The 26,344-nt window shown below is 40.1% G+C and carries 23 protein-coding genes; 6 read left to right on the top strand and 17 right to left on the bottom strand.

Annotated elements, in window-relative coordinates; translation table 11 throughout:
• Positions 1 to 3 precede the first annotated feature (3 nt).
• Together EV695_RS18970 and EV695_RS18975 are read right to left on the bottom strand one after the other, a co-directional pair.
• Positions 4 to 1,374, bottom strand: coding sequence for a glutamine synthetase family protein (locus tag EV695_RS18970; protein WP_131907579.1), 1,371 nt, complete (start codon positions 1,372 to 1,374; stop codon positions 4 to 6).
• Positions 1,375 to 1,425: 51 nt separating this feature from the next.
• Entirely contained in the window at positions 1,426 to 2,220 is a 795-nt protein-coding gene (locus tag EV695_RS18975; protein ID WP_131907580.1) for an N-formylglutamate amidohydrolase, read from the bottom strand.
• 97 nt (positions 2,221 to 2,317) lie between these two features.
• Here EV695_RS18975 and EV695_RS18980 point away from each other — a divergent pair, with 97 nt between their 5' ends.
• Entirely contained in the window at positions 2,318 to 3,190 is an 873-nt protein-coding gene (locus tag EV695_RS18980) for a MurR/RpiR family transcriptional regulator (RefSeq protein WP_131907581.1), read from the top strand.
• 19 nt (positions 3,191 to 3,209) lie between these two features.
• The gene (locus EV695_RS18985; protein WP_131907582.1) at positions 3,210 to 4,826 is read left to right on the top strand and encodes a GMC family oxidoreductase; all 1,617 of its coding nucleotides are present in this window, start codon (positions 3,210 to 3,212) and stop codon (positions 4,824 to 4,826) included.
• A gap of 157 nt (positions 4,827 to 4,983) precedes the next feature.
• Here the strand turns inward: EV695_RS18985 and EV695_RS18990 are convergent, their stop codons facing one another.
• From EV695_RS18990 to EV695_RS19040, 11 genes are all read right to left on the bottom strand, one after another.
• Positions 4,984 to 6,456 carry an NAD-dependent succinate-semialdehyde dehydrogenase gene (locus tag EV695_RS18990; protein ID WP_131907583.1) on the bottom strand — a complete coding sequence of 491 codons (1,473 nt, stop codon included), beginning with the start codon at positions 6,454 to 6,456 and terminating at the stop codon, positions 4,984 to 4,986.
• 45 nt (positions 6,457 to 6,501) lie between these two features.
• Positions 6,502 to 7,674: an iron-containing alcohol dehydrogenase gene (locus tag EV695_RS18995; RefSeq protein WP_131907584.1), complete on the bottom strand. Its 1,173-nt coding sequence runs from the start codon at positions 7,672 to 7,674 to the stop codon at positions 6,502 to 6,504.
• A complete protein-coding gene (locus tag EV695_RS19000; RefSeq protein WP_131907585.1) occupies positions 7,667 to 8,326 on the bottom strand; it encodes an ABC transporter ATP-binding protein in 660 nt (219 codons plus the stop codon). Before EV695_RS19000 ends, EV695_RS18995 begins: the two co-directional genes overlap by 8 nt.
• Positions 8,326 to 9,114 (bottom strand): ABC transporter ATP-binding protein, encoded by a 789-nt coding sequence (locus tag EV695_RS19005; RefSeq protein ID WP_131907586.1) that lies wholly within the window; start codon positions 9,112 to 9,114, stop codon positions 8,326 to 8,328. Before EV695_RS19005 ends, EV695_RS19000 begins: the two co-directional genes overlap by 1 nt.
• Positions 9,111 to 10,070: a branched-chain amino acid ABC transporter permease gene (locus tag EV695_RS19010; protein ID WP_207907157.1), complete on the bottom strand. Its 960-nt coding sequence runs from the start codon at positions 10,068 to 10,070 to the stop codon at positions 9,111 to 9,113. The genes EV695_RS19005 and EV695_RS19010 overlap by 4 nt, the downstream gene beginning before the upstream one ends.
• The gene (locus tag EV695_RS19015; RefSeq protein ID WP_131907587.1) at positions 10,070 to 10,966 is read right to left on the bottom strand and encodes a branched-chain amino acid ABC transporter permease; all 897 of its coding nucleotides are present in this window, start codon (positions 10,964 to 10,966) and stop codon (positions 10,070 to 10,072) included. The genes EV695_RS19010 and EV695_RS19015 overlap by 1 nt, the downstream gene beginning before the upstream one ends.
• Positions 10,967 to 11,074: 108 nt before the next feature.
• Positions 11,075 to 12,376 (bottom strand): ABC transporter substrate-binding protein, encoded by a 1,302-nt coding sequence (locus tag EV695_RS19020; RefSeq protein WP_131907588.1) that lies wholly within the window; start codon positions 12,374 to 12,376, stop codon positions 11,075 to 11,077.
• 429 nt (positions 12,377 to 12,805) lie between these two features.
• Complete coding sequence (locus EV695_RS19025) at positions 12,806 to 14,035, bottom strand: ABC transporter substrate-binding protein (RefSeq protein ID WP_131907589.1); 1,230 nt, start codon at positions 14,033 to 14,035, stop codon at positions 12,806 to 12,808.
• A gap of 1 nt (position 14,036) precedes the next feature.
• Positions 14,037 to 15,365 (bottom strand): sigma-54-dependent transcriptional regulator, encoded by a 1,329-nt coding sequence (locus EV695_RS19030; RefSeq protein WP_131907590.1) that lies wholly within the window; start codon positions 15,363 to 15,365, stop codon positions 14,037 to 14,039.
• Complete coding sequence (locus tag EV695_RS19035; protein WP_131907591.1) at positions 15,358 to 16,989, bottom strand: ATP-binding protein; 1,632 nt, start codon at positions 16,987 to 16,989, stop codon at positions 15,358 to 15,360. Before EV695_RS19035 ends, EV695_RS19030 begins: the two co-directional genes overlap by 8 nt.
• A 238-nt stretch (positions 16,990 to 17,227) precedes the next feature.
• Complete coding sequence (locus EV695_RS19040; protein ID WP_131907592.1) at positions 17,228 to 18,502, bottom strand: hypothetical protein; 1,275 nt, start codon at positions 18,500 to 18,502, stop codon at positions 17,228 to 17,230.
• Positions 18,503 to 18,916: 414 nt separating this feature from the next.
• Here EV695_RS19040 and EV695_RS19045 point away from each other — a divergent pair, with 414 nt between their 5' ends.
• A complete protein-coding gene (locus EV695_RS19045) occupies positions 18,917 to 20,068 on the top strand; it encodes a mandelate racemase/muconate lactonizing enzyme family protein (protein ID WP_131907593.1) in 1,152 nt (383 codons plus the stop codon).
• A gap of 80 nt (positions 20,069 to 20,148) precedes the next feature.
• On the top strand, positions 20,149 to 21,096 hold the full coding sequence (locus tag EV695_RS19050; protein ID WP_131907594.1) for a 2-hydroxyacid dehydrogenase: 948 nt from the start codon (positions 20,149 to 20,151) through the stop codon (positions 21,094 to 21,096).
• A gap of 119 nt (positions 21,097 to 21,215) precedes the next feature.
• Here the strand turns inward: EV695_RS19050 and csiR are convergent, their stop codons facing one another.
• Positions 21,216 to 21,941 (bottom strand): DNA-binding transcriptional regulator CsiR, encoded by a 726-nt coding sequence (csiR, locus tag EV695_RS19055; RefSeq protein WP_131907595.1) that lies wholly within the window; start codon positions 21,939 to 21,941, stop codon positions 21,216 to 21,218.
• Between the two features lie 165 nt (positions 21,942 to 22,106).
• Between csiR and glaH the strand changes: the two genes are divergently transcribed.
• On the top strand, positions 22,107 to 23,072 hold the full coding sequence (gene glaH / locus EV695_RS19060; RefSeq protein WP_131907596.1) for a glutarate dioxygenase GlaH: 966 nt from the start codon (positions 22,107 to 22,109) through the stop codon (positions 23,070 to 23,072).
• Positions 23,073 to 23,152: 80 nt separating this feature from the next.
• The gene (lhgO, locus tag EV695_RS19065) at positions 23,153 to 24,367 is read left to right on the top strand and encodes an L-2-hydroxyglutarate oxidase (RefSeq protein ID WP_131907597.1); all 1,215 of its coding nucleotides are present in this window, start codon (positions 23,153 to 23,155) and stop codon (positions 24,365 to 24,367) included.
• Between the two features lie 91 nt (positions 24,368 to 24,458).
• On the opposite strand, the gene EV695_RS19070 is transcribed toward lhgO, so the two are convergent.
• From EV695_RS19070 to EV695_RS19080, 3 genes are read right to left on the bottom strand one after another with little or no spacing between them, the layout of a single operon-like run.
• On the bottom strand, positions 24,459 to 25,232 hold the full coding sequence (locus tag EV695_RS19070) for a sulfite exporter TauE/SafE family protein (RefSeq protein WP_131907598.1): 774 nt from the start codon (positions 25,230 to 25,232) through the stop codon (positions 24,459 to 24,461).
• A gap of 43 nt (positions 25,233 to 25,275) precedes the next feature.
• Positions 25,276 to 25,611, bottom strand: coding sequence for an NIPSNAP family protein (locus EV695_RS19075; RefSeq protein ID WP_131907599.1), 336 nt, complete (start codon positions 25,609 to 25,611; stop codon positions 25,276 to 25,278).
• A 52-nt stretch (positions 25,612 to 25,663) separates the two neighbouring features.
• Positions 25,664 to 26,344 (bottom strand): fumarate hydratase C-terminal domain-containing protein, encoded by a 681-nt coding sequence (locus tag EV695_RS19080; protein ID WP_131907600.1) that lies wholly within the window; start codon positions 26,342 to 26,344, stop codon positions 25,664 to 25,666.

Genomic DNA, 26,344 nt, shown 5'->3' on the forward strand with positions numbered 1-26,344 from the left:
TTTTTATACTCTCTCAAAGCCACGTTTAACTTCCCAGTCAGTGACAACTTTTTCAAATTCTTCTATTTCTACTTCGCCACATCTTACGTAATGTTTAACGACTTCCTCACCAAAGGCTTCTTTAAGCATATTCGATGCCCTCAAGGTCTCTATGGCTTTATATAAATTGCCTGGGATTGACTCAGCTTCTGAATCCTTATAAACATTGCCAGTGAATTCTGGTGGAAGTTTCATCTTTTCCTCAATGCCTTTTATACCCGCAGCTAACATTGCTGATTGCGCTAAATAAGGGTTCATATCAGACCCGGGCACTCTACACTCAACTCTAATTGCTGAACTTCCTGCCCCACATAACCTGAAGGCTGCTGTTCGGTTATCTACAGACCAAACAATTTTTGTAGGAGCAAAGCTACCTTTGGCAAATCGTTTATAACTATTGACATAAGGCGCCATAAAATAGGTGTAATCCATTGCGTAGGCTATCAAACCTGCAATGTAACTATCCATAATTTCGGATTTACCTAATTCGCATTTTTCATCAAAGAAAACCGAGTTTCCATCCTTCCACAAAGATTGATGCACATGCGACGAACTGCCAATACGTGTATGGTCCCATTTTGGTAAAAAGGTCACTGCATGCCCTTGTTGCCAGGCAATTTCTTTAGTCGCATGTTTTGCGATGGTATGGTGATCAGCGCATGCGAGAGCTTCATCATATTTTATATTTAATTCTTCCTGACCCGCTTCAGCTTCACCTTTTGACCCTTCTACCGGAATACCCATTTCGTATAAATGGTTTCTCAGCGGGCGCATGACGCCTTCTTCTTTGGTGGTTTGAAAGATATGGTAATCTTCGTTATAAGCACCAATAGGCGTCATTTGCTTGTAGTTGCTATTCGCTAGTTCTTCAAAGCTTTCTTTGAATAAAAAGAACTCTAATTCTGTTGCCATATATGCCGTATAACCAAGACTTGCTAATTTTGCTATTTGACCTTTAAGCATTTCTCTTGGTGAGTGAGGCACTGGTTTATGGGTACTATGATCAATCACATCACACAAAACCATTGCAGTCCCTTCAAGCCATGGCACATAACGTAAAGTAGATAAGTCAGGCTTCATGACATAATCCCCATAGCCTGCTTCCCAACTTGTAGAGGCATAACCATCAGGAGTTTCCATTTCTAAATCTGTTGCCAGCAGATAAGTACAACAGTGAGTTTCCTGGTAGGCACTCTCAACAAAACTTTGAGCATGGAATCTTTTTCCCATCAGGCGTCCTTGCATATCAACAAGGCAAACCAGAACAGTATCGATACTTCCATCATTTACGTCAGACTTTAAAGTCTCAAAGGTAAGTTGTTTGGTTTCAGTCATTTTTATCTTTTCACCTTTTGTATATTAGCCCTAAAAATTAGCGCTAGACGTCTATGCATTTGCTAAAGCTTCGTAAATGGAAGTGCTTAAATCTACAGCAATAGCGTTAATATCTGATGAATTGGAAAGCAAATCATTCTTGATTTCTATCATCACATTCATGAAGTTTTTATCTTGAGCATGTTTATTTATTGTATGCATGACATTGTCACTAACATCATAAGGAGCGTTAAATTCTGCCTTTAATTGAGTTCTATTCTTCACTTCTCGCATCATCAGCTTCGCTAGGCGATCATCTTTATCATGCAGTATTCCTAACTCTACAGAACGCACCTCACCAAAAAAAACCGGTGTGAAACTATGTAATGTGATGATTGCTGGAGAAGCATGCTGCGCTGAAAGTGACAAGCGATCAGGATTGTTAATTGTCTGATTTATCAACTTATGAAAGGGTTCGTAAACATGCTTAACCCGATCATCTATTTCGGCTTCACTTAAGTTTTTATTACCGGGAACGTCGATAACTTCGCTTTTACTAGGTATACCAATGCCTGACTCAGGTGCTCGATTACAATCATAAACAAGTCTTGATACATTCGCTGCTATCAAGGGCGCATCAAGCAGTTCACTAACTTCACAGGCCATTTCATAAGCACCAATATCCCATGCTGCATGTGACACCAGACCCTCTTGATTTAAACCCAGGTCATTTAAAAACGGTGGGATAAAATTAGAAGCGTGCTCACAGATCAAAACGATCGGAGCTTTGCCATCAGGGTTAATTAATTTAGCCGCTTCAACGCCTTGATCAGCAAATAAATTAATCGATGTATTATGATTTTCCATTATGTACAATTCTGTACATTTATTTTAACACTGTCAATATTATTTCTGATAAAGTCTCTTCCATAAGAAATATACACATTCTTTGAGGAAGGTATTTATGAAATCAGGCACAGGTATTGTTAAAGACATTTTGAGTGATTGCATGGATGAATTAACGCATTCAGAACGTCAAGTAGCCAGTATTTTACTCACTGATTACCCGGTAGCTGGAATGCAATCGATTACTTCCTTGGCATCAATAGCCAAAGTTTCCACACCTACGGTAGTAAGACTGGCGAAAAAACTGGGGTTTGATGGTTTTTCTAAAATGCAGGAGGCACTGAGAGAGGAAGTAGCGGCACAAATAAAAAAACCTGTTTCAAAGCATGATTCGTGGATTACTGAATCTTCAAATAAGCATATTTCACATCAATTTGCAGATGCTGTTGCCGCTAATTTACGCCATACATTAGATCGATTAGACCAAAATGCATTTGATTCCGTTGCAGAGATTTTAGGAGATTCCTCAAGAAGAATATTTTTAGTCGGAGGTAGAATAACGCGTTCGAACGCAGATTATTTTTATAATCATTTACAGATAATTAGACCTAAAGTTACGCTGTTAAGCGAGTCATCTAATGTTTGGCCACAATATATTCTAGATATGGACGAGAGTTCCATACTGATTATTTTCGACATAAGACGATACGAAAAAGACCTGCAAAAACTTGCTCATTTAGTCAAAGAGAGAGGATGTACGATAATTTTATTTACTGATCAATGGGGCTCACCCATTGAGAAGCATGCAGAATATTGTTTCAAGTCCCTCGTTGAAGTGCCATCCAGTTTAGATTCCACGATAGCTATTACCTTCATCGTCGAATCGTTATTGGCGCAGATTCAAAACCAAAGCTGGGATAGCAGTCGTGATCGTATTGAAAGTCTAGAAGCAATGTTTGGTGTCACTAAACTGTTTAGAAATTTAAAGTAAATTTTCAAGAGAAAAGATAATGAAGTCATTTGATTACATAATTGTTGGCGCCGGAGCATCGGGATGCGTAGTAGCCAATCGTTTGAGTGCTAATCCTAACGTTACAGTCTGTTTAATAGAAGCAGGCGGTAGCAATAAACAACCTTGGGTATCAATTCCTGCCGGCGTTTTTATTAGCTATAACAATAAAAACCATGACTTTAAGTACGAAGGCGCACCACAAAAACACCTGAATAATCGTGTGATTACAGTCAATCGTGGTAAAGGTTTGGGTGGCTCAACTTCGATAAACAATATGGTTTATATTCGAGGGAATCGCAAAGACTATGACACCTGGGAGCAACTTGGCTGCGAAGGTTGGTCTTATGATGATGTTCTTCCTGTTTTTAAAAAACTGGAAAAGAATGAAGTCGGTCAAAGCCCTGAGTTTCATGGTTTTGACGGTGAAGTTACTGTTGTAAAACCGCAAGATACCAACAAAGTAGGACAACTATTTGTATCTGCAGGAGAGCACATTGGGCTTCCTGAAAATACTGACTTTAACGGGAAAACTCAATTAGGCTTAGGCACGTTCAATTTAAAGCAAAAAAATGGTGAGCGAGTCAGCAGTTACACCGCATTTGTAAAACCAGTACTTGATTCTCGATCAAACCTAACGGTTATGACAAACACTGAAGTTTTATCTTTAAATATTGAGGGTGACAACGTCACCAGTATCAATATCGAACAAAATGGTGAAGCAAAAGTTCTTCAATGCAATAAAGAAGTAATCTTGAGTTCAGGCGTTATTTCTTCTCCACGTATACTAATGGCATCAGGTATAGGAAATGCCGATGAATTAAAAGAATTAGGTATTGAATGTAAAAAAGATTTGAAAGGAGTTGGGGAAAACCTTCAAGATCATATAGATAGCATGGTGACTGTTCGCTCAAACAGCGCCAGTTCAATAGGTGTTTCATTAAGAACTTTACTACCACATGTAATTCCAGCGCCCTTTAAATACATATTAAAACGCATGGGTTGGTGGACAACGAATTACACGGAGGTAGGAGGATTTGCCAAAACCAAGTTCGCCGAGCAAGCCAATGATGACCCTGACATACAATTTCACTTTACCCCCCTGTACAGAAGTCACCGAGGCAAAAGTTTTGAATTTGGCCATGGTTATTCCATCTTCACTTGTGTATTGAGACCGCAAAGCAAAGGTACCGTGAAATTAGCCAATGATGGTACTCATCGCAACGTCATTATCGACTACAACTTTTTTGCTAAAGAACAGGACCAGAAAGTACTCATAGAAGGAGTCAAAAAAGCGCGCGACGTTCTTGCGTCACCTGTATTTGATGAAATACGCGGCAAAGAAATGGCACCAGGAAAAGACGTACAAACCGATGAAGAAATTTTAGAATATCTTAAGCAAACTACCACCACGGTTTATCATCCTGTCGGTACTTGTAAAATGGGAATTGACGAGCTGGCAGTTGTTGACCCAAAGACCTTAAAAGTCATCGGGATGAACAATTTACGCGTGATTGATGCCTCGATAATGCCCAAATTAATTAGTGGCAATACATCAGCACCATCAATGATGATAGGTGAGATGGGCTCAATGATGATATTGAGAGATACAAAGTAAATACTGTTTTTATAATTTAATGTTACGTTGATAATGTGAGTCTCATATAGACTCACATTTTAATATCGGCATCTAATGTTAAAAATATTTAGCAGAATCCCCTACAGAAACTGCTAAATAAAATCCCATTAAGGGGAGAGAAATCAACAACCAAGATTTATTGCATTTGACCTAAACAGACATACTTCATCTCTAAGTAGTCGTCAGCTCCGTATTTTGATCCTTCACGACCAAGACCTGATTGTTTTATACCTCCGAAAGGAGCTACTTCAGTAGAAATTAATCCAGAGTTAACGCCGACCATTCCATATTCCAAAGCTTCTACAACTCGCCATACTTTTTTCAAGTCGTTAGCATAGAAATAAGATGCCAAACCATATTCTGTATCATTCGCTTGCTCAATCACATCTTCAACTGTCTCAAAAATAAATAATGGAGCAACTGGGCCAAATGTTTCTTCCTTAGCGATGAGCATCGTTTTATTGACGTTTGTTAGAATAGTGGGATTAAAATATGCACCTTCACCTTCTGGTCGATCTCCACCAATTAAAACCTTTGCACCTTGATTCACCGCATCATCAATATGCTGTTGAACTTTAGTTAATGCAGATTCATCAATTAGAGGTCCAGTTGTAACCCCTTCAGAAAAGCCATCGCCAACTTTTAATTCCGCCACTTTTTTAGCGAGTTTTTCAGCAAACTCTTCATAAACGCCAGATTGAACATATAAACGGTTTGCACATACGCAGGTTTGCCCAGCGTTTCTATATTTAGAAATCATTGCGCCATCAACGGCAGCATCTATATCAGCATCATCAAAGACAATAAAAGGTGCATTACCTCCTAACTCTAAGCTTACTTTTTTAATCTGATCTGAGCATTGACGCATTAGTATTCGACCTACTTCAGTCGAACCGGTAAATGTTAATTTCCGTACAGTGTCATTTTCACAAAACTCTTTTCCGATTTCTGCGCTCTGAGTACTAGTGATAACATTTAAAACACCTGCTGGTAATCCAGCACGGTCGGCTAATTCAGCCAAAGCAAGAGCAGACAGTGGTGTTTCAGCAGCCGGTTTACTTACCACAGCACAACCAACTGCCAGAGCAGGAGCAATCTTTCGCGCAATCATTGCATTAGGAAAGTTCCAAGGTGTAATTGCCGCAACAACCCCAATTGGCTGTTTCATTACAATAATCCTGATATCTTGCTGATGACCAGGGATTGTATCGCCGTATATTCGTTTGGCTTCTTCACTAAACCACTCAACAAATGAAGCTCCGTATAAGATTTCACCTCTTGCTTCAGCGTGGGGCTTTCCCATCTCCATCGTTAAAATCGTTGCTAGATCATCAGCATTGGCAACCATTAGATCAAATAGCTTACGCAAAACTAACGCACGCTCTTTTCCTGTTTTAATAGCCCATGCGCGTTGTGCGCTCTCAGCTACTTGAATAGCATTCTGCGTTGCTTCACGATCTAACTCAGGTAAAGTTGCAATAACCTCCATAGTAGATGGATTTGTTACATTAAATGTTTTATCTGAATAAACCCAACCTCCGTTGATATAGGCTGCGGGTTTTAACAGATCTTTATCTGTTAGCTTGTTCATCAATTGTTCTGAAATCATCTAAATTCTTCTCTTTGAATAATAAAAAGTAACTATCAACCAGCGCTATAGTGCTTTTTTATAAATATCTTTGGCATCTTGTAGTAATACTTCACGTGGATTATTTACCAATAGGCGTTGTTGCTTTAATGCATCCTCAGCCAATCTATCAATATCACTCTCACTGATACCTACTTCTTTTAACGTAGTTTCAAGACCCAGGTCTTTAATCAAATCCTGTATTCCTTGAATCAGTTCTGAAGTAATTGCTTCAGCTGATTGACTCAAATCGATACCAGGAAATATGTAAGGTGCTAACTCAGCATACTTATCGGCACATTCAGGGATATTAAATTCCATGACTTGGCAGAGAACTAGTGCATTTGATAAACCATGAGGAACATGAAACAAGCTACCGATTGGGTAAGCCAGGGCATGTACAGCAGCCACTGGAGAATTAGCAAATGCTTGGCCAGCTAACATAGATCCAATCATCATGTTTGATCGTGCATCTAAATTTGTACCGTTGAAAACAGCTTCTTTGATATTCGAAGATAGTAATGCAAGCGCTTTAGTCGCAAGTATCTTTGAGATAGGGTTATTGTTCACACTCATAGAGATATAAGCTTCAATAGCATGAACCATTGCATCAATGCCAGTTGCTGCTGTGATATGAGATGGCAGACCTATAGTGAGCTCAGCATCTAGTAATGCTAAGTCAGGCAATATAATGGGAGAAACCACCCCTTTCTTTTCATCTACACCTGTAGTTACTATCGACACTGCAGTTACTTCTGAGCCTGTACCTGCAGTAGTCGGCACTAGCACTAGTGGCAATCTTGATCCTTTAGCCTGATTGACACCGTAGATACTAGAAATTTCTTCTTCAGAACATGCCAATAGCGCAATCAATTTAGCAACATCCATTGAACTACCACCACCAAAACCTATCACTACTGAGACATTATTTGATTTAGCAGTATCAACAGCATTCAAGACTGTTTCTTCTTTTGGATCAGCTTCCACTTGATCAAAAAGAATGGTCTTAAAACCTGCTTTATCAAAGCTTTCTAATGCTGTAGAAGCCAAGCCAAGTGCCATTATTCCCGGATCAGTTACAAACATAATAACTGCATCTTTTTCAACCGAGGACATCTTGCCAACTAACTCTCCAATCTTATTAGAGCTTCCTAGCTCATTATGAATTGAAGGTGTTGTATTAAAAGTAAAACTATTCATTGATATTCTCCATCTGATTTATTGAGCCACGTTCAATTACATACACTTTATCGACGACTTCTTTAGAATGTGTGTAATCAGATTCTGAGATCAACACAGACAAATTTTCATCTTTAAGGCTCGATATCACTTCCATTAAGTGTTGCGCCAACGCTGGAGCAACTCCTTCAAAAGGCTCATCTAATAAAAGTAGATCTGTTCCTACGACCAATGCTCTCGCTAGCGCCACTAACTTTTGCTGACCTCCACTTAATGTAAGTGCCTTGCGATCAGCAAAGCGCCCAATCTCAGGCATGAGATCATAGACCCACTTTAGTCTTGATAAGTCCGCAGTCTTTTTTGAAGCCCACAATGGCACTAAAATATTTTCTTCTACTGTAAAATGTGGAACCAGTCGTCTATCTTCCGGCAAGTAACCGATACCTAATCCAGCTCTTGCATGTGCTTTTTCAGCGTGTAATTTTCTACCTTTGAAGATTAATTCGCCTGACTCTCTATCAATTAACCCCATAATGGCTCGCATCAAAGTCGTCTTACCGGCACCATTACGTCCAATTAACCCAACGGTTTCACCTTCTGCGATCGATAAAGCAACGCCATCGAGAATCGGTACTTTTTGAATTGATAAACTTAAATCATTAACGGTAAGCATTAGGCAATCCCTCCCTGTTGTTCCGTTTCAGCTTGTCGATGGAATTCTTTTCCGATAACAAATTCACGTACTTTTTCGTTTTCAAGCACATCTGCAGCATCACCATCTGCGAGGACTGTGCCTTCATAAAAAGCGATAACCCTTGGCGCAAACTTCTCAATGATTTCCATATCATGTTCAATAAACAATACTGCTGTTTTCGTACTTTTAAGTGCGCTGATTAGAACATCCATAATTTGCATTTTTTCGTCGGCACTGACACCACTGGTTGGCTCATCCAAAAATAACAACTCAGGGTCACCCACGGTTGCCATAGCAATATCAATCAATTTACGTATACCTTGCGCAAGAACTCCTACCTCGCTTTCTGCATATTGATCAATCTGGAATCTGCGCAGAATATCCATTGCCTCATCAAAAATTTCTTTATTGATAGTCGGTTTCAACATTGAAGGCTTTACTTCTCTAGCCACTGTTAACGCAATAATAATGTTATCGATAACAGTCAATTCCATGAACAATTGCGGTATTTGAAAAGATCTGCAAATACCTAAGCGTGTAATATCACGCGTCTTTTTCCCCGTAATACTTTCACCGTGAAAAAGGATTTGTCCTGAGCTTGGTTCCAGATACCCCGTAACCATATTGACAAAGGTCGTTTTACCCGCACCATTTGAGCCAATGACACCCAATACTTCTCCAGCACCAATTTTAATATTTATATTGGATGCGGCAACCACAGCACCAAAGGTTCGCTTTAAATCTACCGTTTCAAGAATAGTATTCATTTTTGAGTCGTCTCCTCTGCTGATGCCTTCTTTCGTTGTATCAAAGACCAAAGACCTTTTGGTAAAAAGATAATGGTTAACAACATGATGACTCCTAAAATCATCTGCCAGGTATTGGGAGATGCTTCGACCGCATATACTCGAACAATTTCAAGAATAAAAGTGCCGAATAATGGAGCTACGATATTGCCTACACCACTTAGAATTGAAATGAATACAAATTGTCCAGACGTCGTCCAATTTGTCATTTCCGGATCAACGTGACCCAAAGCTAAAGCCCATAAAACACCACCAAGACCAGATACCGTGGCAGCAATCATGTATTTGATATGAACTGCTCTATGTGCTGATGTACCTAGATACTCAAGACGAATTTCATTTTCTCTGAGTGCTTCACCAATAAAACCCATTGGACTTCTTAAATAGCGATTCAATAACGCCGCACAAAGTAGCGCTGGAATACAAGTAGCAATATATAAAGCATGCTTAGCAGTATCCCCTTCAGGTGCCCAACCCAAATAAGTAGGACTTGGTATATTGAAACCATCTGTACTACCTAAGACTTCCAACTTACTAAGTAGTCCGTAGAGGATCATGGATAATGCTAGGGATAGCATTGCAAAAAATATTTCTCTATATCGACGCAATAAAAAACCTGCGATAAAAGCCATAAACAAACTAACAAGCATGCCGATAATTAACAGTATGAAAATATCTGAAACACCCATGAATTTCCCAGCCATTCCCGCTGCGTAACCACCAATGCAAAAATACAGGCCTTGACCAAAGCTAACCAGACCAGCACGCATTTGAATCATTACAGCCAACGCAACAAGACCAGTACCTAGTGATACTTGAATATAATTAACGACCCATTCAGGTAAAACGAAACCTAATAAAATTAAAATAGGTATTCCTGCAAGTAACAGCTTCTCTGTTCTATCTAAATTCATCATTAAATCTTCCTCCCTTGAGCCAAGGAAAATAAACCATAAGGTTTTATTGCCAGTACAGCTGCCATAACTAGATATATCGAAAAGAGTTCTGCTGGTGGATATAGATGTACCGATACTGCTCTAGCAAAACCAACAAATATCGCACCGATAATGGCTCCGCCAATACTACCCATACCGCCAATCACGATAACGGCGAACGCCATTACAATAACTTCAGCACCGATACCTGGAACCACAGAAATCTGCGGAGCAGTTACAGCACCGCCTAATGCACCCAAAGTTGTTCCTATAACGAATGTTGCTGAGAAGAATAAAGTAACGTTAATACCTAAAGCACTACTAACCTCTCTATCTTCAATAACCACTAATAACAACTTGCCTGTTGTCGTTCTATTTAATCCCCACCAAAGGACAGCACCGCATAAGACAGCCAATCCAATCAATGCAAATTTGTATACTGTGTATGGGATACCAAAAATTTCGATATTCCCTAAATAATATGCCGGCTGATACGCCACCAGTGATTCAGTTCCCCAGATCAACTTTGTTGCATCTTCCAAAATTAAAAAAATGGCATAAGTCACCAAGACCATGAGCACTTCATCTCGGCCATACATAAACCGTAAGATTCCTCTTTCGATTATCAGCCCCGCGACTAATCCGACCACTATCGCCATTAATGGAATCAACAGGTAAGTGAATGCTACGGACGACCCTGTTTGCATATACAGGCCAATTGCCCATGCAGAAGAATAAGCACCTAACGCATAAAACCCTCCATGCGCGATATTTAAAATTCGCATCACACCGTAGATCAGGGTTAATCCTACTGAAGACAGGAATAACCATGCGGCGAAGCCTAACCCATCTATTAATATTGCTACTGCAGTTAACATATAGCCTCCTCAAATTTAGGAAAAATCTGGAGGAGATTTATCAAAACCTCCAGATTAAAATCTAGTGAGATCGCCTCATGGCAAACTCACTAGCTATTGGAAGTTATGCTATTTACAAACAGCACCTTTGAACCCTGATTCAATCCATTCCAGACTTTTCATACCTTCTGGAGGATTAACACATGCCGCGTTATAACGCTTAATATTAACTAATGTGCCTTTACCGGATGCTTTATCAAACTTATAGGTACCAAACGCTGTTCCCTGTGTTGCCTGATGGCCTCCTGCGAGATTCATAGAAATTTTTCCGCTAGGAACTTCAAACTCCAAGCCTTTAAACGCTTCAATTGTAGCTGCTTGATCTGTTGAATTTGCTTTATCAGCAGCAGACTTAACACCCAAGATAGCTTGAGCCATGTGATAAGAAGGGTAAGTAGGAAGTGATTTAAAACGATCTACGTATGCTTTTACAAACCAATCATTTAATGCGCTATCTTCCGCTAAAGGACCATTCGGGCCACGTGCTCCAATAATAGTGCCATCAGGTATTTGTGAACCTAAACGTTCTATACCGGTTTCGCCACCTGTTAAAACCACTTTGCTTCGTGAAAACAACTGACGTCCGCCACCCTGAATAACAAGAGCTTCCATATCGCCACCCCAGAAACTCGAGTGAACTATATCTGGCTTCTTGGTCAACAATGCTGAAATCTCAGCCCCGTATTGTCCAGCAAACACCTTAGGGAATTGCTCGCTCACTGATTTAGCTGACTCTTTAAGGACCTTCATTGAACCAGAAAAGTCTCTCCATGAATCTTGACCAAAAGCATAGTTTTGATTGATACCAGAATAGGTAGAAACATCTTTCACTGTATCGACTACGTATCTTGCCGCAGCAACATTATCCATAGTGGCATGAGCTGAAGTTCTAAAAACATACTTAGGCGATGTGATGATATCTTCGAAAACTTGCGATGTTCCACAATCGAAGAACACTGTTAATTTTTTCTCTTCTTCTGCTACTGGAGCAATAGCTTTACAACTACCAGAAGAGATGTAACCAATAACTGCATCTACTTCGTCTTTTTGAACCAATTTTTTATAATCAGCTACTTTCTGTTTACTGTTCTCATCAACAAAAATCGGAGCTATTTGCGCGCCGGCTAATCCAACAGATGAATACGCACCAGGTAATTGCCCTTTATTAATCGCATCAATCAAAAGCTCTGCCGCATTACGAGCTGGAATACCAAAAGGTCCCGCAGCACCCCCAGATAAAAATGTAACTACGCCCAGCTTTACTTCTTTTTTATCTTCCGCCACAGCCGAAGATGAGAATGCAGATACTACAAAAGCCGACGCCATCACTGAGGCAAGCAATCCTTTTTTTAACAATCTATCTTGAAACATAACTCCTCCTAAAAAAATCATTTAATTTCCAAGCAACAAGAAAATATTCTGTTATTGCTGCCAACTAGGATTGCAACAAGTGTGCCAAAAGAATAAGTCGTTGATTAATATAGATATTGTTTTTTATGGCGTGTTATTTTGATCGGATAGCGCTCGATCAAAAACGATCACTTGGCGGATACCGCTCATTTAGATTATTTAATAAATAAAATTAGAATCAAAAAAGGCCGCTCAGAAAAACGTGATCTGAGCAGCCTTTTTTGTTATTTTTCTTCGAAAGAAAATAGGTCTTTTAAGCAATTTTTTGAGACAGCAATGTAGTTAGATGTATTGAGTCATCCAGAGAAATAAATATTGAGTTAAAAAATAAAAGGAAATGTAAAAAGAAATATAAGAAAACTCTCCAAATAAGAAATATATTGGACAAAATTATTCGGGCATAAATACAAACCAGTCCCCTAATAGAACTTTCGCTGGTGCGTAATCATTATTCAGAATGGTTTTTCCAATAGCTTGCGCTTGCATCATTTGGTGAGTTTTGGGATCCATTTTTGAAGAGAACCCCTTTGGGTCTTCTGGCAAATTCACTACTAAATTTTCCAACGCAAGTTGCAGTGCTTTTTTATCTTTAACGCCTTTAGCAATGCGTAACGCTTCACCAATAGCAATAATTCCGGCATAAGCACCTTCCGCAGCGTAGCTAGGAAATCGACCAGCCCTTTCATAAAAACCATTAACAAAATCACGATTTGCTTTTGTTTCTGGCCAGTTAACGTGATGCCTTGCAGATAAGATGATACCAAGAGGCATCTCATCTCCCATCTCAGCCAACGTTTCATAATTGCCACCAGTATCAAAGTTCATCACCTGAGATTGATCAAATAAACCCAATGGTTTTGCTTGCTTGATAAACGTAACAAAGTCTTGCCCCCAATGCCCATTGATAACGATATCGGGCTTACTTCTATTGATTTCATGGATATAAATAGAATAGTCGGTTTCAAATAATTTCGGCCAGAACTCACCCACCACTTCAAAATTAAACCTCTGCTCTTTTAGAAAAAAGCGCAAATCATCCCACGCCTGATAGCCATATTCATAATCAGGGCCAATGAATGCTATTTTCAGCTTCTTTTTGGTCTTGAAGTTGCTTTGAATGTATTTAGCACCGGCTCGCATAGACTGCCGTGTGCCGTTATTCACCCTAAAATAATAAGGATGTAACGATTCATTAATCAAACTAGGAGAAGCATGATCAGTACCGATAAAGAACACCTTATTTTCTCGTGAAATATCTGTCACAGCCAATGCTATTTGCGAACTAACTACCCCACAGAGGAAATCAACCTTGTCCTTATTAATAAAGTTACGTGCAATCTGTACTGCTCGATGTGACTTTGATCGTGTATCACCAAATAAAACATCGATATCAGGGTAGTCATATTTTTTAGAGCTTTTAAGGTCAGCCAATGCCATTTTAATTGCAATAAGACTATCTCGGCCATACAACCCACCGGGACCAGCCAAAGGAAACATACACCCAACCTTTACAGTCTCTTTATCCAAAGGGGAAGCTTCTGCTGAATAAACGGGGTTGAATATCCCAAGTATTGTTACTGAGATGATAAGTAAAAAAATATGCGCTACTTTTCTTTTCATTCTACAAACCTAATCTCTGTATACGTCGTTTTAAAGCATGCCTTGATACTCCAAGCTTTTCTGCAGCCAGCCCCTTCTTGCCGTCACACTCTATCAAGGCACGTCTTACCAAATCACGCTCAGCATCATCCATCGCTTCTTTAATAGAGTCTGGTGATGTTTTTTTGATATCTTGGCGGTCTATCGGCAGCCACTCGGGTAATATTTTTTCGCCGGGGTATAAAATTGTTAAACGTTCGATAATATTTTTTAACTCTCTAATATTCCCCGGCCAATCATATTCTTCGAATATCTTTTTAATATCATCGGACATAACCAGAGGATTACAGCCTTCGCGACTCGATAAGCTTTGATTAAAAAAGCTCGTTAACAGCCAAATATCGTCCCTTTTTTGACGTAATGCAGGAATCTCAATAGGGATGACATTTAAGCGAAAATACAAATCTTTCCTGAACGTTCCGTTATCTACATTTTCTTGCAAATTCCGGTTAGTGGCAGCAATCACTCGTATATTCGCTTCTTTTTCCCTAGTGGATCCAACTGAGCGGTATTTCCAAGACTCCAGAAAGGTCAATAATTTTGCCTGTAACAATAGCGGCATTTCGCCTATTTCATCCAGGAATAAAGTGCCATTTTCAGCAACTTCAACTAATCCCGCTCGATTCGAATCGGCACCTGTATACGCCCCTTTTTCAACACCAAATAGCTCTGCTTCAATCAGATGCTCAGGTAAAGATGAGCAATTAATTTCAACAAATGGAGCATCCTTATTGCCTGACTTATTATGAATTTCTTTAGCGACTAATGTTTTGCCTACACCTGTTTCTCCAAACAGCAACACTGTTTTCGCTTTACTCTTGGCCACTATTTCCAGATTCGTGAGTAGGTCAAGCATGATAGGACTTTCACCGATTAAACTAGCCGAAGTAGTAGACTTTTTCCGATGATATAAAACTTCTTTTTTTAATCTCTTTTGCGTCAACGTGTTGTTGATTAATAAAACCAACTCTTCCACATCAAAAGGTTTAGATAGGTAGTCAACCGCACCCAGCTTCATTGCACTTACTGCATCTTTTGTCTGACCATGCGCTGAAATCATGATGACAGAAACATCAGGATTGATTTTTAGCATCTGCTCCAAAACTTCTAAACCAGACATATCAGGTAATTTAAGGTCTAATAAAATGATATCTGGTTTTTCGGATTGGACCATTGATAGCCCTGATTCACCATCATAGGCTTCGACACAATCTATATTTGATTGCCTCAGTGTGAATGACAATGATTTGGCAAGCTGCACTTCATCATCGATGATCAAACATCTAATCATAATTGACACTCTCTTCTATATTTCTTTCTGTATTTTCTGTCACGGGAAATTTGATTTTAACTGACGTACCTTCACCGACAGTACTGTCAATATCAAGCACACCATCGTTAGTTTTAACGAGCTGAACACATATAGCCAACCCCAGCCCAGTACCACCTGCCTTGGTCGTAAAGAAAGGTTGTTTCACTTTATCCAGATCTTCCGCTTTTATACCGTGCCCCGTATCAGTCACGGTAATCTCAGCGACGCGATTATTTTGTACGGCCTTCAACCTTAAATGACCGCCGTCAGGCATTGATTTCAAAGCATTCAAAATAATATTCATTAGAATTTGACGAATTTGCCCAGGATCTACATGAATCTCAAGGGATCGCTGACCGAGCAGACTAATTTCAACACCCGCCTCTAAAGCAGTTGCAGAAACCAGAACCTGAACATGTTTAAAAATATCTCGAATGACGACATGCTCTTTCTTTGGCTCTCTAGGCCGCGCATAATTCATGAACTCTTCAACAATTGCATCGGTACGATTTATTTCATTATCGATCGCTTCCAGCATATTTTTGCGTTCAGGGTCTTTTTCAGAACAAATCAAACCATGAACGGTTGTGCTAATAGTTGCCAGTGGGTTACGAATTTCATGGGCAATACCAGTAGCAAGGTTTCCCAAAGCCGCGCGCCTTTCAACATCGACTCTTGACGTTACCATTGCACTTAGTTGCTCGCTCATATTGTTAAAAGAACGAGCCAAGATGCCTAATTCTCCGGGGATATTACCATCGACACGAACACCAAAATCACCTCTGGCTATGGCTCTTGCACCTTTAATGAGTGGTGCTATGATGCGAGTCAATCGTTGCGACATGTTATAAAACAGCCACATCACAAAAAGACCAGATAGGATAACCAGAAAAAGCAACCAATAGCGGATTCCCGGATTTGAAATTTGCGGACCGTTTTGTTTGAGCCCAATCGACCAACCGGGCAAAAATGAATAAGGTTTGGTAAATAGCTTACTTTTGTCTACCTTAACGCCAACCACATTTAATCTATCGCCGTTTGAAGTAATAATGACGGGTTCATACAAACCTGTTCGGTATAAAGATGTTGTTAATTCGGTTAATGACGTTAACCGTATTCTTAGCGCAATAACTCCAATAGACCTACCTTTTCGAACCATTGTCTTATAGATATAAAACCATCCTGGCTTGCCTGAGGAAGGTGGAATAGGCTTGGAAATATTTACCCCATTAATTGAAGCATCTTCAAATAAAAGTTGGGCTTTTTTCTCCATTGATTTCGGCAAGGACCATTTGTAATTGCCTGCTAAATCATAAAACTCAACGCTATAGATATCAGTATCACTGGTTTGAAAGTACAAAAAGTCTAAAAGTTGTTCAGGTATTTTCTCTATTTCAGTCCCTGAAAATAACTTATCTATTCCTTGTAAATCATCAAGATCATTTAAATGTTTGATCTGAGTTGCAATAAAGCTATTGATCTTAACTACTGTCGCCTGAATTTCACCTTCGATTTTTTCATCGATTAATCGATTATTAAGCGATGAATTGTGACTGTCGTACAAATATGCGATAACGATTAAAGGTAAAATTGAAGCTATCAAGGAACCCCATAAATATCTTTTAACTAACGTGAGTCGCCCCCAATAAGAAACCAAATGTAATCCCTCTAATTATTATTCTAAATATTGCACAGACTAACAGATAAGAGCGTATACCGCTCAAATCTTTAATTATTTAGAGTATTTATTATTTTAGATAGAGAATTTCAATGTTTTGAGCGATTATCGCTCCTAACCAAGAGAAAACTGAATTGATAAAAAGCCTATTAAAACCACACTTTTAGATGATATTTTTATTCGTTAAATCATCAATTAATTTTTGTAGTTCGACAGCAGCGGTACTAGTAGCGTTTTTGCTTTTACTTTTTACCTTCTTAACACTTCGCTTCTTTTCTGGTTTTGAGTTCGAAACAATTTTAATTTTAGGATTCTTGTGTGTTGTTTTGGCCACCACCTTTGCCTTACTCATACTTTTACCAAACTCCCGCTCATAAAACGCTACTAACTCTGGATCTTTAGTATTTGAGTTCACAACAGTAGGAGCGTGTTTCGATGAGCTATTTACTTCATTACCGAACACCTGCTTATAAAATGCAACTAACTCTGGGTCTTTAGATGTTGACGTTACCTTCGCTAGTTGAACTTTTTTAGACTGGTAATTTATCTTAGATTTATTTTTAATTCTTTTTTTAGCGACTATTTGTTTTACAGCCTGTCTTGTCGTTTGTTTAGATAGGCTCTTTTTCTGCTTTCCAAAAACATCCATATAAAACGCAACCAATTGAGGATCTTTTCCTTTCAACTTAGGATTTGGCGCTTTATTTAATCCCTTTATTGCCACTACCTGGGTAGGCGTGTATTGCTTGACCTTAGACTTTGAAGCCAGCTTAGTTAATTGAGCATTGCTAGGCGTGGGACTCTTCTGCACGACGTTCTTTGTTGATGTTTTTTTCAATGCCATTGTTGCCAATGGTGTAGGTCGTGAAGATAGTTTTTTCTTTTGGCTTTTCATGACATTTGCATAAAAGGCCATCAACGCAGCATCATTTGCATTTGCTTTAGGTGCTACAGTCTTAGTGACTGGTTTTTGTTCATGTTTAGCAATTAAACGCTTATTGTTAACTGCAACAGGTTTTGCTTTTGCCACAACAGCTTGTGTCGCTCTTGGTTTACTGAATGGCTTCACCAGAGGTTTACTCTGCGGCTTGTTCACTGCTTGCGGATGAGTTCTGGCCGGAGTCGGTTTTTGATAGGCAACTGCCTGCGACTGCTCTATTGATTCATCCGTGTAATCTTGAACCAGAATCACATTAGAATAACTGCTTCGAGAAGACGACTCATCAATAACGATAACGTCACGCTGGTTTGAATAATCGATAGGCGCACCTTCATAAACAACAACTTCAATAGGAGCAACCCTGTACATATCTCTGGCTTGCGCATTACTGATTGTCAGCACACTTGCAAATAAAACAATACCCGGCAACAAAAGATAAGAACGTGCATGCGGAAGCTCAGCTTTTGAACTGACTGAGATAGAATCAAACTTTTTCATACTTATATACCTCAAGAGACCACGTTCCAGTTTTCACCATATAGCAAAATCACAATTTTAAAAATAGTAGATTTGTACTAGAAGCAGAGGATTTAAGAGTGCATGCATTTGTAACAGGACAGCCTCTCAACAGACTATAGTTAGATGAAAATATCTACAAAATAATATAAACATCAGTCTGTTACCTTTAGCAATTTTCATTAAGGCACCCCCCTACTTTGGAGCACTTTTTTTATAAACGACTAACAGTAAAAACACGATAAATGGAGGGATTCAATAATTCTATAAAGAATTAAGCAAAACTGCCGTCATACTCAAACATTACGAACTAGAATCTAACAGTACTAGATTTTTTATCTAAAGATCGGTAGCTCGCTACCACCAGATTTTCTTACACATAAGCAGGTATTTAACATGATAAACCCACACCATAAAGACCTCGATTTATCGATCACGATTAAGCAATTAGATGTTGTGATCAAACGATTCAAGATCGAAACTCCGGTTAAAACCTCTTTTGGAACGATGACGGAAAGGCCTGCCGTTTTTGTGCGCATTCAAGATGATCAGGGTGCTTTTGGCTATGGGGAGATTTGGTGTAATTTTCCCGCATGCGGAGCCGATCATCGCGCCAAGTTATTTGCCTCAGAAATCATACCGCGGGTTCAAGATAAACATTTCGATTCACCCCGAGCGGCATTCGAACAGATAACAAATTCAATGCATATACTGGCACTGCAAACAGGCGAGTTTGGTCCGATAGCGCAAGCAATTTGCGGTCTGGATATCGCAATTTGGGACCTTGTTGCAAAACGCCACAACATCGCTTTACATAATCTACTTAATGAATCGACAAATGACATTGATGTTTATGCCAGTGGTATTAATCCCAAAAATACTGGTGAAACAGTTGCCAAGCTGCAAACGATGGGACACAGCCGTTTCAAACTGAAAATTGGGTTTGGCAAAGAAACTGATCTCAACAACCTTCAGGATGCAAGAGACACCATGTCTGACGGTCAGGAGCTGATGGTCGATGTCAATCAAGCGTGGGATATCGAGACAGCCTTAAACGAATTACCTGATGTTCAAGCGTTTAATCCTCGCTGGATTGAAGAACCTTTAAGAAAAGACGCACCGATAAACGACTGGATGGCTTTCAAAGAGTCCTGCACCACTAACGTTGCAGGCGGAGAAAACTTTGATGACATGCTTGAGTTTGATCAGGCAATCGATGGCAACTGGATGGATATCTTTCAACCCGATGTTTGCAAATGGGGTGGCATCACCAAAGGCCATGAGGTTGCTGTCAAAGCCAACCAATCAGGCAAAGTCTATTGCCCGCATTCACTAGGAGGCGGTATTGCCCTTGCGGCATCAGCTCATATTTTAGCCGCCAGCGGCTCTGGGGTTCCGGGCGTTTTAGAAGTAGACAACAATCACAATCCATTGCGTGAAGATGTCTTCCCTATCACTCCAGTCGATGGTCAAATATCGCTCGCTGATTTACCTGGTTTAGGCGTAGAGACTGATGTTCTCGATCATTACTTTAAAAACCCAGATTAAAACCTAAAAGCAGGAAGCAAAACTTCTATTAATCATCTATAAGACATCCATAAACGACAAAAACAGTAGCAGGAAAAACTATGCAAAATCTATTCGTCACCGGAAAAATAACGCCCGCAATGGAAGAGCAACTTAGCACAGCGTTTTCGCTTCAATTTGCTTATGATTTAGATGATCCGGCAAGCTGGTTACAAACACACGGTGAAAGCTTCAAATACGTCCTCACTAGCGGGCACGAAGGTATCAAACCAGAATTTATGGATGCACTTCCTAATCTTGAATTAATCAGTAATTACAGCGTTGGTTACGATTCGATTAATATTCCGCTAATAAAAGAGAAAGGTATTCTAGTCACACATACCCCTAATGTGTTGAATGCCGAAACCTCTACTACTGCACTATTACTGTTACTCGCATGTTATCGCGACTTTAACTTCAATGAAGCGCACGCACGCTCGGGACGATGGGAACAAGGCAAAGCGCCCCTATCGCGCTCAGCAGATAATCGCACTATCGGCATTCTAGGATTAGGTCGTATCGGACAAGCTATCGCTGACAAACTAACGCCATTCAATACACGTATTCTTTACCACGGACGCAGCAAGAAAGACGTCCCTTACGAATACTTCCCCAAGCTCATTGATATGGCACAGGAAGCCGATGCAATGATTTGTATCACCACCGGCGGCCCAGAAACCAAACATCTAGTTAACCGAGAAGTCATGGAAGCATTAGGTCCCGAGGGTGTGCTCGTCAACGTATCCCGTGGTAGTGTGGTTGACGAATCAGCAATGATCGATTGTTTAGAAAATGGCAAACTGGGCTGGGCGGGTTTAGACGTTTTTGAAAACGAGCCGGTAATCCCCAAAAGATTACGAGACTTAAAAAATACGGTACTGACACCACATATCGGCAGCGCCACTCAGGAAACACGCACCGCAATGGGAAATCTTGCGGTCGAGAATTTATTGCAGCATTTGCGCGAAGGAACGGTGCTTACTCCAATTCCCGAATGTGTTGAGAGCTAATGACTGATTGAATAATGGATAAATAATAAAGAAGATAGCCACCTCCCTACTTTGGGGCGTTTTTTTTGTTAGACCTATTTTGGGTTAGAACAGCTTTTAGCTAAAACAGTCAGGTTGGCTTAAAACAATGAAGGTTTACTTTCTTGCAATAAAAGACTCGGAATCAACAAATGTTGTTTGATGATTTCGATTGCCTTTTCTTGATTGCGATCGAGTAAAGCCTCAACCAGATCGTCATGCTCTTGTCTATTGGCATCATAAACTCCGTGATCAGACATATTCTTTTTCAGCCATAGATTTCGATACCGGGAGGCTTTTTCATAAAGAGACCGCCTCACCTGTAATAACGTTGCAGAACCACAGCCACTGGCAATCGCAGTATGAAATTTTTGATGTATTGCTTCCCACTGTTGTACGTCATCGTCTGTTTTTTCTAATAAATCTCCTGATTTCTTCAGAAGGTGATTAGCCGCAACAATCGAAGCCTCCCACTCATCATTCCCATTGGCAATGGCTAGCTCAACGCAAAGCGCCTCAATATGTGATCTGGTTTGATAGATGTCTATCATCTCTGCCAAGGAAATAGGATGTACTTTAAAACCTCGTTGATTTTCTACAACCACCAGCTGTTCCACCAAAAGCTGAGATAATGCTTCACGCAAAGGGCTTATTCCGACGGCATAGCGTTCTTTTAGAATAGCCATTTTAAGTTTTTCGCCAGGCGCAAAATAACCACTGAGGATATCGCCCTTTAACTGCTGAAGCACCTGAGAGGAAAAACTATCAGTCGTTTCAGAGGGATTTACTATGGGCTTAGCTGTGGATTTATCGATATTTTTAGTCATTGATGAAATTACAGAACCCATTAAAGTCAATTAAAGTGATTAGAATAGACGTATTCTATTCTTTATTGACATAAAAGTTAAATGACTTAAATAAACCAAAATATTGACATTAATATAAAATGTCGACATTATTCGCTATCACTTTTCACCACAAATGAGATCGCCATGAATTCGCCAGACCTACACCTTATTAATAATGCTAAACCAGAGGGGTTCAGCGTTAAGCCTTCTTCAGCCAGTGCACGTCTTCAGGTTGTTACTTTGTCTCAAGAAACCATTGCTGCTTTCAAAAAAAAATGTGAAGACTTTCCAGTTCAAGCGCTCGAATACAAACCCTTTCTACGGTTTGCAATTGCAGAAACGCTCAATGAACTGACTAAATTTACTTTGGGAGAGACCTTAAACAGCATAGTAAAAAGTCGCGAGACAGGTGCCTTTTTACTTGAGTATGAAGGCCAACCAACAACGCCTGAGGAAGCGTATGAAACAGGTGATTTTCATGTTCAGCTATCAACCGCAATCTCTCATATCGTTGGCTTACCCAATCATGACGCGATGATGAATAAATATTATGCGCGCTTCACGGTGGAAAACAAAGACAACAGCGATAGCTACTTACGCCAGGCACATCGTCGTATGGAGCTACACAACGATGGCACCTATGTTAATGAGAAAACAGATTTCGTATTAATGACGAAAATGGCTGAAGAAAATATGGAAGGTGGTGACTCACTCATCTTGCATCTGGATGACTGGGAAGAGTTAGACAAATTTTACAATCACCCTCTAGCGAAACAAGATATGCAATGGGGCTCACCTCCGAGTAAAAACACACCGACTAAAGTCTATCACCCCGTTTTTCTTGATGAGGATATCGATGGTGATAAGGGTGGGCCACGTTTGTCCTTTATTGATCAATTTGTCGAACCACAAAATCGTGAACAAGGTCTATACCTGTATGAAATGGGCAAATCCTTAGAAGCAGATACAAACTGCATTAGTGTTCGAGTGGATGTCGGATCAATGCTGGTGTTACAAAACAACATTTGGCTCCACGGACGCGATAAGTTTGTCGCAAACGAAGGCTTGCGTCGTGAGTTGCTTAGACAGCGTGGTCACTTCACAAACTGATAGCCTTTTAGCGCTTATTCCACGAAAATAATGATCGATAAAAATAGCCTGAAGCCTAGTGTTTCTCAAAGAGGTAGATTGTGAGTGCTACAAAATATGACTATGTAATTGTTGGCGGAGGTATTGTCGGTTTATCTACTGCCATGCAGTTACAGCAATCTTTTCCTGAGAAAAAAATACTCTTATTAGAAAAAGAAAACCAATTCGCCAAACACCAAACCGGCCATAACAGCGGAGTTATTCATGCTGGCGTCTATTACGCTCCCGGAAGTCTGAAGGCGGATTTTTGCAAACGCGGCGTTGCAGCAACTCTGTCATTTTGTGCCGAACATGATATTAAAGTCGAACAATGCGGCAAGCTTTTAGTAGCGACCAATGAACTCGAATTAGAACGTATGGATTCATTGTTTGAACGCTGCCTAGAGAATGGTCTTGATGTTGAGCTATTAACCCAAGCACAGCTGAAAGAACGCGAACCAAATATCATCGGCCTCGGTGCAATTTTTGCCAAGGACACCGGCATTGTTAACTACCAACAGGTCAGCATGGCAATGGCCAAACAGTTTGAAAAACTGGGAGGTGAAGCGCGCTTAAATCATGAAGTCACTGATCTTAATGAATCTACAGACCATGTGACAGTGTTCGCAAACCATGATGGCAAGAGCGAGGAATTTAAAACAGATTTTTTAATCACTTGTTCGGGATTAATGGCCGATAGAACCACCCGAATGCTAGGGATAAAAACGGACTTCCAGATCATCCCATTTCGTGGTGAATACTACCAACTACCCGCAAAATACAACAATATTGTTAAGCACCTGATTTACCCTATTCCTGATCCAGAATTACCTTTTTTAGGGGTACATCTTACACGCATGATTGATGGAACAGTCACTGTAGGACCCAATGCCGTACAAGGCTGGAAGCGTGAAGGTTACGGAAAAATTAACATCAGCCTACACGATGTATTAGACATGATTCGGTTTAAAGGTTTTTGGAAAGTGCTACAAGCTAACTATAAGACTGGCCTTGTTGAAACCTGGAACTCATGGTGGAAACCCGGCTATCTAAAGCTGGTTCAAAAGTATTGCCCCCAATTAACCGTCAACGATTTAACACCTTATCCCGCAGGGATTCGTGCCCAGGCTGTGATGAGTGATGGCACCTTAGTACATGATTTCTTGTTTGCAGAGAGCCCTAGAAGCTTACATGTATGCAATGCGCCTTCACCCGCAGCGACATCTGCAATTCCGATTGGGGAATATATTATTAATAGACTGCCAGTCAGTGATTAATACAGCATAAGACAATCAGTACAATAGCTTAAATATATCAAAGGCACCCCCCACCTTTGGGGCCTTTTTTCTTATTCGGTTGTAAGTATCACTACATATTCTTTGATAAAAATTGCACGATAAAAACAATGCCTAAAAGTAATAGAACCGACCAGATGACCTTCTGAAAAGTATTTGCATTCAATTTTCCTGAGAACCAGGTGCCAACCAACGTAGCGAATAAAGCCACCGGCATCATCACAAAGAAAAGCCCAATAACTCTCGGTGTAACAAGCCCAGCGCCAAAGTAGCCAAATGGAATGAAAATTCCACTTAACAAAAAGAAGCTATGAATCGTGCCCTTAAACTGTGCTGGCGACCATCCACGTAAGCTACCGTATATACCAAACACAATCCCACGAAACGCGTATGCTCCACCGAGCACACCTGCCAAAAGCCCGAAGAAATAACTCCAGCCATTTGCTTTCAACTGAATCTTTTTTGCCGGAGATAAAAACCAGATTGCCATGATAATAAGCACGCAACCCAGAAGGCTTTTCACCAGCTCATTATCGGTAACTCCAAGTAGCAATATGCCAAATGGAAATCCCAATAGAGCCATACTGGCTGTTCGCTTTAATGAGCCAAATTGAACGTGCGCCCTATCTTTCCACAACGCCACAAATGACATCAACGTGGAAATAAAAAGTATAAAGGGAACCGCTTCACTGATATCAATCATCAGTGATAACAGTGGGACAGCAATGACGCCATCCCCAAAACCTATTGCGGCTCTGGTAAACAAAGCCAGCAATACGATTAAAGCAATCCAGAAAACATTTGGGTCAGCGATAACGAGGTTAATTGAAGAGAGAATATAATCCATATTTTTATTAAAGCCCCGTAGGTAGCTAAACCATCAAACGCATTTATTCGGCATTGCTATTTTTGCCACCAATAGGACTAAAGTCCGCAGGGATTAAAATTTTATTCTCGATATGACTTACCAAAGGTCTCATCTGAACAGCGTAGTTTAGCCATTCTTCGCTTGCTTGTAGTTCTGCTCTGCGGCTATAGCGATCATCCATTGAATCGTAACCCCACATGTGTACGATCTGGTTTAAAGGGCCAATATCCGTATAAAAATAACCAACCATATTGCCCAATATACGGATTTGCACATCTTTACCTAATTCTTCGTAGAGTTTCAGGAAGGGTTTTACATTGCCATTTTTTAGTGTGTATATTCTTTCATCGATAAACATTTCAGAGTCTCGCAAAGTATTAGTATTCAGGTAATTTAATTAGAGAAGTTATTTAGATAAGCTCGTCGCTACGATCGTCTGTTTCACCATAACGGCTCAGTGCAGGCTTCTTTAAACCTTCATAAAGCTTATCCAGTTTTTGATTGATCTTTTTGCCTTCCTGTTCGAACAAGCTATTGCCTTTAAGATCACTATCTACGATAAAAGGACCGAAGTTTTCTACATCGAAAACCCACATCGCCTGTGCATTACCAAGCTCTTCGTACCACTCGACCTGTCTAACTTTTTTAATACCTCTACCCAATAAAGCGCCTGTTCCGTAACCTACGGTTGTCAAGTAAACAGCACCTGCCGGAACATAGAGTTCTTTATATTGTTCGCTGGTCATTCCGCCTTTGCCGATAATGATTTTTGCACCGGATTTCTTAAACCAATCAGTCATCCATTTGGCAAAACGGAAACTGGCTGTCGCCGTTACACCACCGACATTAAAGGTTCCGTCAGGCTCAATCGCTGCAGCAGGCGAACAATGGAAATTCACATTACTAAGCGCAGGTAAGTCTAGGGGAATATCAAAACCATCTTCTAAAACACGTTTGTAAACGCCTTCTCTGCCGGTATAAATAACGCCGTCCAGATAAACGATGGTGCCTATTTCCAGTTTTTCCAAATCTTCCTGTTGCACAGGAACCTGAAGCCTAACTTCTTTGAATTCTTTATTTGTATCAGCCAT

This window comes from Cocleimonas flava (assembly GCF_004339015.1).
GTDB lineage: Bacteria > Pseudomonadota > Gammaproteobacteria > Thiotrichales > Thiotrichaceae > Cocleimonas > Cocleimonas flava.

What these genes read in the sequence shown, in the direction of transcription:
- EV695_RS18970 (WP_131907579.1), bottom strand. Translation starts at nt 1,374, where the DNA reads ATGACTGAAACCAAACAACTTACCTTTGAGACTTTAAAGTCTGACGTA.
- EV695_RS18975 (WP_131907580.1), bottom strand. Translation starts at nt 2,220, where the DNA reads ATGGAAAATCATAATACATCGATTAATTTATTTGCTGATCAAGGCGTT.
- EV695_RS18980 (WP_131907581.1), top strand. Translation starts at nt 2,318, where the DNA reads ATGAAATCAGGCACAGGTATTGTTAAAGACATTTTGAGTGATTGCATG.
- EV695_RS18985 (WP_131907582.1), top strand. Translation starts at nt 3,210, where the DNA reads ATGAAGTCATTTGATTACATAATTGTTGGCGCCGGAGCATCGGGATGC.
- EV695_RS18990 (WP_131907583.1), bottom strand. Translation starts at nt 6,456, where the DNA reads ATGATTTCAGAACAATTGATGAACAAGCTAACAGATAAAGATCTGTTA.
- EV695_RS18995 (WP_131907584.1), bottom strand. Translation starts at nt 7,674, where the DNA reads ATGAATAGTTTTACTTTTAATACAACACCTTCAATTCATAATGAGCTA.
- EV695_RS19000 (WP_131907585.1), bottom strand. Translation starts at nt 8,326, where the DNA reads ATGCTTACCGTTAATGATTTAAGTTTATCAATTCAAAAAGTACCGATT.
- EV695_RS19005 (WP_131907586.1), bottom strand. Translation starts at nt 9,114, where the DNA reads ATGAATACTATTCTTGAAACGGTAGATTTAAAGCGAACCTTTGGTGCT.
- EV695_RS19010 (WP_207907157.1), bottom strand. Translation starts at nt 10,070, where the DNA reads ATGATGAATTTAGATAGAACAGAGAAGCTGTTACTTGCAGGAATACCT.
- EV695_RS19015 (WP_131907587.1), bottom strand. Translation starts at nt 10,966, where the DNA reads ATGTTAACTGCAGTAGCAATATTAATAGATGGGTTAGGCTTCGCCGCA.
- EV695_RS19020 (WP_131907588.1), bottom strand. Translation starts at nt 12,376, where the DNA reads ATGTTTCAAGATAGATTGTTAAAAAAAGGATTGCTTGCCTCAGTGATG.
- EV695_RS19025 (WP_131907589.1), bottom strand. Translation starts at nt 14,035, where the DNA reads ATGAAAAGAAAAGTAGCGCATATTTTTTTACTTATCATCTCAGTAACA.
- EV695_RS19030 (WP_131907590.1), bottom strand. Translation starts at nt 15,365, where the DNA reads ATGATTAGATGTTTGATCATCGATGATGAAGTGCAGCTTGCCAAATCA.
- EV695_RS19040 (WP_131907592.1), bottom strand. Translation starts at nt 18,502, where the DNA reads ATGAAAAAGTTTGATTCTATCTCAGTCAGTTCAAAAGCTGAGCTTCCG.
- EV695_RS19045 (WP_131907593.1), top strand. Translation starts at nt 18,917, where the DNA reads ATGATAAACCCACACCATAAAGACCTCGATTTATCGATCACGATTAAG.
- EV695_RS19050 (WP_131907594.1), top strand. Translation starts at nt 20,149, where the DNA reads ATGCAAAATCTATTCGTCACCGGAAAAATAACGCCCGCAATGGAAGAG.
- csiR (WP_131907595.1), bottom strand. Translation starts at nt 21,941, where the DNA reads ATGACTAAAAATATCGATAAATCCACAGCTAAGCCCATAGTAAATCCC.
- glaH (WP_131907596.1), top strand. Translation starts at nt 22,107, where the DNA reads ATGAATTCGCCAGACCTACACCTTATTAATAATGCTAAACCAGAGGGG.
- EV695_RS19070 (WP_131907598.1), bottom strand. Translation starts at nt 25,232, where the DNA reads ATGGATTATATTCTCTCTTCAATTAACCTCGTTATCGCTGACCCAAAT.
- EV695_RS19075 (WP_131907599.1), bottom strand. Translation starts at nt 25,611, where the DNA reads ATGTTTATCGATGAAAGAATATACACACTAAAAAATGGCAATGTAAAA.
- EV695_RS19080 (WP_131907600.1), bottom strand. Translation starts at nt 26,344, where the DNA reads ATGGCTGATACAAATAAAGAATTCAAAGAAGTTAGGCTTCAGGTTCCT.